We start from the raw sequence: 6,951 nt of genomic DNA, 5'->3' as shown, positions 1-6,951 counted from the left end.
GGCCCGAGGAGGACGTCATCACCCGCTTCCCGGAGGCGGAGGTTCCGAGGATGAAGTTGATCGTCGCCACTTCGCTCTCGGCCTGCAGAAACGTTCCGCCGAGGGCCGGCAGGTGCGCCGCCATGTATTCGGGGATGTCGTTCTGGGGAGTGATCGGGTAGCCGTAATAGTGGCGGCACCCGGCCGCGACGGCACCGAGGCAGATCGCCTCGTTCCCCTTGGTGAGGATCCTGCCCCCGGCGGCGGCCGTCGCGTTCATCGCCACACCCGGATGCATGCGTCGGGGCACGTCTCCGCGCAGATCGCGCACCCCGTGCAGTCGTCGGGACGCGCGAACGCCGCGGAGGTGTACCCCTGGCGGTTGATCCGTTCGCCGATCTCGATGCAGTTCTTCGGGCACGCGGGAACGCAAAGTTCGCACGCCTTGCACCGCTCGAAGTCGATCTCGATGCGTCCCGTCGCCATCAGTCGTACTTGGGCTTGAACTCGAAGTAGTGGGTCGTGTCGATGATCCGGACCGTGCGGGACCGGGACCGCATGACCACCGACTGCGTGGTCGCCCCGCCGCTGAAGAACCGGACGCCGAGGAGGTAGTCGCCGAAGGTGACCCCGGTCGCCGCGAACATCACGTCGCTGCTGGCCAGGTCCTCCAGGGCGTAGACGCGGTTCAGGTCGGTCACCCCCATCGTCTTCGCCCGCTCGATCTCCTCCTTGTTCCGGAACTTGAGCACCCCCTGCATGTCGCCGCCCAGGCATTTGAGAGCCGCGGCGGCGAGCACGCCTTCCGGCGCGCCGCCGATCCCCATCAGGACGTCCACCCCGGACCCTTCCTTCGCGGTGGCGATGGCGGCGGCGACGTCCCCGTCGCCGATCAGCTTGATCCGGGCGCCGGCCTCGCGGCACTCCTTGATCAGCTCCTGGTGGCGCGGCCGGTCGAGGATGATGACGCAGAGGTCCTCCACGTACGACTTGAGGGCCTTGGCGATCCTCCGCAGGTTCTCCGTCGGGGTGGCCGTGATGTCGATGGAACCGCGCGCCTTCGGCCCGACCGCGATCTTCTGCATGTAGGTGTCGGGGGCGTGCAGGAAACCCCCCTCCTCCGCGATCGCGATGACGGCCAGGGCGTTGTTCCCCCCCGACGCCACGATGCTGGTCCCTTCCAGCGGATCGACGGCGATGTCGACCTTCGGCGAATCGGCGGCGCCGACCTCCTCCCCGATGAAGAGCATGGGCGCCTCGTCCCGCTCCCCTTCACCGATCACCACGCGTCCCTTGAACTGGACGAAATTCAGCGCCTTGCGCATGGCGGTGACCGCGGCCTGGTCCGCCGCGATGTTGTCCCCGCGCCCCATGAGCCTCGCCGCCGCCAGCGCGGCGGCCTCCGTCACCCGGACGACCTCCATCGCGAGATTCCGTTCCACGTCAGCCTCCCTTATGTGGGGTGTATTCGCCTGTCGATCACGCGAGAAGATGCGCCATCAGCTTCGTCCCGGCGGAAAGGAACTGGCCGGAGTCCCTTCCCTCCGCCTCGGTGTATCGTCGACCCGGCGTGGCGGAAAGCCCGGAAGGCGCGGGGTAGAAGACGAACGGAACCGGTTCCTGGGCATGCGTGCGGATCGCCACCGGCGTCGGATGGTCCGGCAGCAGCAGGATCCGCAGGTCCCCTTTTTCACGGGCCCGCGAAAGGAGCGGGGAGAGCATCTCCCGGTCGATCCGCTCGATCGCTCGGATCTTGTCCCGGGTGTTCCCGTTGTGGCCCGCCTCGTCGGGCGCCTCGACGTGGATCAGGACGAAATCCTTCCGCTCGAGCTCCCGAAGGGCGTATTCGGCCTTCCCCGCGTAGTTCGTGTCGATGTAGCCCGTCGCGCCCGGCACGTCGACCACTTGGAGTCCCGCGTAGATCCCGATCCCCTTGATGAGGTCGACCGCCGCCACCACCGAGCCGGTGAGGCCGTACTTCTCCCGCAACGTGGGGATGCGCGGCGCCTTCCCCTGCCCCCACAGCCACACGGAGTTCCCCGGCAGCTTCCCGGCGGCGGACCGCATCCGGTTCACCGGGTGGTCCGCGAACACCTCGCGCGAGATTTCCATGATTTCGAGGAGGAGCTCCGCCCCCATCCCCTTCGGGAGGTACTCGGTGATCCTCTTCCCGTGGATGTCGTGGGGGGGGGTCGTCTTGACGCCGTCCATCCCGCCCGGCCAGACCATCAGGTGGCGGTACGAAACTCCGGTGTGGAACCGGACCCCCTTGTCGGCCACCCGGTCCTGCAGGGAACGCAGGAGTTCCCCCGCCTCGGCGGTCGAGATGTGTCCCGCGGAGAAATCCTCCATTTCGGAGTCCGAGCCGTCGTTCTTCAGCGCGACCACGTTGCAGCGCACCGCGACGTCGTCGGGTCCCAGGGAAATGCCGATGGAAGCGGCCTCGAGCGGAGAGCGGCCGGTGTACACGGCGGCCGGGTCGTATCCGAGGATGCTCAGGTTCGAAACGTCGCTCCCCGGGTACATCTCCTTCGGGACCACCTGCACCATCCCCAGGGCGCCGTTCGCGGCCATGAAGTCCATGTTCGGTTTCTCCGCGGCCTCCAGGGGCGTGCGGTTCCCGATGGCCGGGATCGGCCAGTCGGCCATCCCGTCGCCGATGAGGATGATGTATTTGCCGCCCATGTGTATCCCCTCTTTCAGAATCCGAGGACCCGCAGGACGTCCGCCATGGTCGGGGGGATCGTCGCGGGGGAAACGGATTGCGCGATGGCGTTGTCGGGATCCTTCAACCCGTGCCCGGTGAGCGTGCAGACCAGCCGCTGCCCCCGCCGGAAGAAATTTTCCCTGGCCAATTTTACCACGCCGGCGATCGAGGCCGCGGACGCGGGCTCGCAGAAGATCCCCTCGGTTTCCGCCACCATCTTGTACGCGTCGAGGATCTCCGCGTCGCTCACCATGCGGATGAGGCCGCCGGATTCGTCCCGCGCGATCGCAGCCTGCTTCCACGACGCGGGGTTTCCGATCCGGATCGCGGTGGCGACCGTCTCGGGCTTCTTCACCGGCGCCCCCCGGACGATCGGAGCCGCTCCCTCCGCCTGCCACCCGAGCATCGCCGGCAGCGACTTCGCCGCGCCGGACGCCCGGTACTCCTTGTACCCCGCCCAGTACGCGGTGATGTTCCCGGCGTTTCCCACGGGCAGCACGTGGTAGTCGGGCGCGTCCCCGAGCGCGTCGACGATCTCGAACGCCGCGGACTTCTGTCCCTGGATCCGGTATGGGTTGATGGAGTTCACGAGGGTGACGGGGTATTTCTCCGACACCTCCTTCACCAGCGTGAGGGCGTCGTCGAAATTGCCGAGGATCTGGAGCACCTGCGCGCCGTGGATCATCGCCTGGGACAGCTTCCCCAGCGCGATCTTGCCCTCCGGGATGAGGACGAACGCCTTCATGCCGGCGCGCGCCGCGTATGCGGCCGCGGAGGCGGAGGTGTTTCCGGTGGAGGCGCAGATGACCGCGTTCGACCCGTCCGCCTTCGCCTTGGATACGGCCATGGTCATGCCGCGGTCCTTGAACGACCCCGTGGGGTTCAGCCCCTCGTACTTCAGGAAGATCTCGGTTCCCGGGGCGATCCGGCGGGCGAGCGCCGCGGCGGGGACCAGCGGGGTGTTCCCCTCGAGCAGGGTGACGACGCACTCCTCCGGGACGGGGGAGAAGAAGCGCGCGTAATGGCGGATGATCCCTTCCCAGTGCATTCCGCTTGGATTCCTTTTTCCGGCTACAGGTTGTTTTCGATCCGGATCATCCGGGTACGATCCAGCACGTCCGGCAGCCGGTCCACCTCGTCGAGCGCGGCGCGCATGTTGCTCTCCTTCGCCCGGTGGGTCACGATGAAGATCGGGACGGCGCTCTCCCCCTGCCCCTTCTGCAGGACCGAGGCGATGCTGATCGCGTGTCGGCCCAGCACTCCCGCGATCCGGGAGAGGACGCCGGGGCGGTCGACGACCACGATCCGCAGGTAATATTCGCACTGGACCTGCTCGAAGGGGGAAATCTCCACCCTGGCGCCGGGGTCCGCGAGGAAGTAGCCGCCGGGGGGGATCCTCCCGGTGCATCCGCGCCGAAGGTTCCTCGATATCTCGATGATGTCGCTCGCCACCGCCGACGCGGTCGGGAGCATCCCGGCGCCCTGACCGTACGACAGGGTGGAACCGACGAAATCCCCCTTCACGTAGATCGCGTTGAACGCGCCGTCCACGGTGGCCAGAAGGTATTCGGAAGGGATCATCGTCGGGTGGACGCGCGCCTCGATCCCGGCGCCGTTCTGCTTGGCGATGGCCAGGAGCTTGATCGTGTAGCCGAACTCCTTCGCGAAGGCGATGTCCTCCGGCGCGATCTCCCGGATCCCCTCGACGTAGATCTCCTTCGGCGGGACGTGCCCGCCCGTCGCCAGCCACACCAGGATCGACAGCTTGTGCGCCGTGTCGATCCCGTCCACGTCGAACGACGGGTCCGCCTCCGCGAGCCCCGATTTCTGCGCGTCGGCCAGGACCTCCGCGAACGGTTTCCCCTCCCGCGTCATCCGGGAGAGGATGTAGTTGCACGTCCCGTTGATGATGCCGAAGATCCCCTGGATCCGGTTCGCCGCGAGCCCCTCCCGCAATCCGCGGATGATGGGGATGCCCCCGCCCACGCTCGCTTCGAACCCGACGTCGACCCCCGCCTCCTGCACCGCCCGGACGATCTCGGGGCCGCATTCGGCGAGGAGCGCCTTGTTCGCGGTCACCACGGACTTGCCGTTGCGGACCGCCTCGAGCAGGAAGTCCTTTGCGGCCCCCGTGCCGCCGATCAGTTCGACCACGATGTGGACCTCCGGGTCCCGGGCGACGCGCATGCCGTCGGAGACGAGCACGCCCTCGGGAAGGGCGACCCCGCGGTCCCGCGACACGTCCTTGTCCGCGACGCGGACCAGGCGGACCGGGATCCCCACCCGTTTCCGGATGTGCTCCGCGTTCTCGAGGAGGAGGCGGACCGTGCCGGTGCCGACGGTGCCGTACCCGACGACTCCCACGCCGATCTCCTTGAGGGAGGCGGTCATTTCGCCCGCGCCGGAACCGGGTTCTGGAGCATGGCCTTCACTCCGCGGATCGCCTGCCGGATCCTGTGCTCGTTCTCCACCAGCGCGAACCGCACGAACCCTTCGCCGTGCTCGCCGAAGCCGATGCCGGGAGAGACGGCCACCTTCGCGTGCGTGAGGAGCGCCTTGGAGAATTCGAGCGAACCCATCGCCTTGTACGGCTCAGGGATGGGGGCCCAGACGAACATCGTCCCCTTCGGCTTCTCGAACTCCCAGCCGACACGGGCGAAACCGTCGACCAGGCAGTCCCGCCGCTTCCGGTACACTTCCACCGCCTCTTCGACGACGCGGTGCGGACCGTTCAGCGCCACCGTCGCGGCGACCTGGATCGCCTGGAACATCCCGTAGTCGAGGTAGCTCTTGATCCGGGTGAGCGCGCCGACCATCCGCTTGTTTCCGACGACGAATCCGACCCGCCACCCGGGCATGGAGTATCCCTTCGACATCGAGTACAGCTCCACCGCCACGTCCTTGGCGCCGGGCACCTGGAGGATCGACGGGGCCTTGTACCCGTCGAAGACGAGGTCCGCGTACGCCAGGTCGTGGACGACGAGGATCCCGTTCTCCTTCGCGAACGCGACGACCCGCTTGAAGAAGTCGAGGTCGACCACCGCGGTCGTCGGATTGTGCGGAAACGAGATGATCATCATCTTCGGCCGCGGCCAGAGCGTCTTCATCGCCCGCTGGACCCGATCGAGGAAGTCCCCCTCCCCGCTGGTGAGCGAGATGGACCGGACGTCCGCTCCCGCGATGATCACGGAGTAGGTGTGGATCGGGTAGGTCGGGCTGGGGACGAGCGCGATGTCGCCGGGTCCCATGGTGGCCAGGACCAGGTGCGAGATCCCTTCCTTGGCGCCGATCGTGGCGATCGCCTCGGTGTCGGGGTCGAGCTCCACTCCGTACTTCCGCTTGTACCAGTTGCAGATCGCGAGGCGCATCTTGGGAATGCCGCGCGACAGGGAGTACCGGTGGTTTCTCGGGTTGCGCGCCGCCTCGATCAGCTTCTCCACGATGTGCTTCGGCGTGGGAAGGTCCGGGTTCCCCATCCCCAGGTCGATGATGTCCTCTCCGGCACGCCGCATCTTCGACTTGAGCTCGGTCACGACCGCGAAGACGTACGGGGGCAGGCGTTGAATCCTCGGGAACTGTTCCATCGGAAATTCCTCCAAAAAGGTAAAGAGTTACTTTAATGGATACCCCGGGGGTTTGGCAACCGTCCGGGCGCCGGATCCGGCGCCGCCCTACCCTTCCCCGCCGCTCCCGGCGGCGGACCTCCGGTCCAGGAACCTCCGGATCCCTTCGTGTCCCGGGGCCGAAAGCGACGGGTCCGTGGCATGCACCTCTTCCGCTAGCTCCTTCGCCGTCCGAAGCATGCCCGCGTCGCGGACGAGGTCGGCGAACACGAGGTCGGGGATTCCGGACTGGCGGACGCCGGCGAAATCCCCAGGGCCCCGGATCCGCAGATCCTCCTCCGCGATGCGGAAGCCGTCGGTCGAATTCTCCATGACGGCCAGGCGCGCCGCCGCGTCCTCCCCCTCGTTCCCCCCGACCATCAGGAAGCAGTGGGAGGCGCGGCTGCCGCGTCCGACCCTCCCCCGGAGCTGGTGGAGCTGGGAAAGGCCGAACCGCTCCGCGTGCTCTACGATCATGACCGTGGCCTCGGGGACGTCGACGCCCACCTCCACCACCGTGGGGGAAACGAGGATCCGGAGCGCGCCGGACAGGAAGCCGCGCATCACCGACTCCTTCGCCTCCGCCTTCATCCGCCCGTGCAGGAGCCCGACGCCCGCGTCCGGAAACGCCTCTCTCACCCGTTCCGCCGTCCGCGTCGCGTC

General features: G+C 67.6%; 8 protein-coding genes. All 8 read right to left on the bottom strand.

Annotated features, from left to right (window positions below):
• Window positions 1-259, bottom strand: a 259-nt coding sequence (locus HZB86_07190; protein MBI5905323.1) for a 3-methyl-2-oxobutanoate dehydrogenase subunit beta, incomplete at its 3' end; no start/stop codon positions are given.
• Window positions 256-465 (bottom strand): 4Fe-4S binding protein, encoded by a 210-nt coding sequence (locus HZB86_07185; protein MBI5905322.1) that lies wholly within the window; start codon window positions 463-465, stop codon window positions 256-258. The genes HZB86_07190 and HZB86_07185, both read right to left, overlap by 4 nt.
• Window positions 465-1,421 (bottom strand): class II fructose-bisphosphatase, encoded by a 957-nt coding sequence (glpX, locus tag HZB86_07180; protein MBI5905321.1) that lies wholly within the window; start codon window positions 1,419-1,421, stop codon window positions 465-467. The genes HZB86_07185 and glpX overlap by 1 nt, the downstream gene beginning before the upstream one ends.
• Before the next feature lie 37 nt (window positions 1,422-1,458).
• The gene (locus HZB86_07175) at window positions 1,459-2,664 is read right to left on the bottom strand and encodes a cofactor-independent phosphoglycerate mutase (GenBank protein ID MBI5905320.1); all 1,206 of its coding nucleotides are present in this window, start codon (window positions 2,662-2,664) and stop codon (window positions 1,459-1,461) included.
• Window positions 2,665-2,678: 14 nt separating this feature from the next.
• The gene (locus tag HZB86_07170; protein MBI5905319.1) at window positions 2,679-3,734 is read right to left on the bottom strand and encodes a threonine synthase; all 1,056 of its coding nucleotides are present in this window, start codon (window positions 3,732-3,734) and stop codon (window positions 2,679-2,681) included.
• 23 nt (window positions 3,735-3,757) lie between these two features.
• Window positions 3,758-5,077: a homoserine dehydrogenase gene (locus tag HZB86_07165; GenBank protein ID MBI5905318.1), complete on the bottom strand. Its 1,320-nt coding sequence runs from the start codon at window positions 5,075-5,077 to the stop codon at window positions 3,758-3,760.
• On the bottom strand, window positions 5,074-6,270 hold the full coding sequence (gene alaC, locus HZB86_07160) for an alanine transaminase (protein MBI5905317.1): 1,197 nt from the start codon (window positions 6,268-6,270) through the stop codon (window positions 5,074-5,076). Before alaC ends, HZB86_07165 begins: the two co-directional genes overlap by 4 nt.
• Window positions 6,271-6,357: 87 nt before the next feature.
• Window positions 6,358-6,927 (bottom strand): hypothetical protein, encoded by a 570-nt coding sequence (locus HZB86_07155; GenBank protein MBI5905316.1) that lies wholly within the window; start codon window positions 6,925-6,927, stop codon window positions 6,358-6,360.
• Between the last annotated feature and the right edge of the window lie 24 nt (window positions 6,928-6,951).

This window comes from Deltaproteobacteria bacterium (assembly GCA_016234845.1).
In the GTDB taxonomy this organism is placed as follows: Bacteria; Desulfobacterota; Deferrimicrobia; order Deferrimicrobiales; family Deferrimicrobiaceae; genus JACRNP01.
Note: the sequence above shows the minus strand (reverse complement) of the source record. Positions and strands in the feature narration are given on the sequence as shown.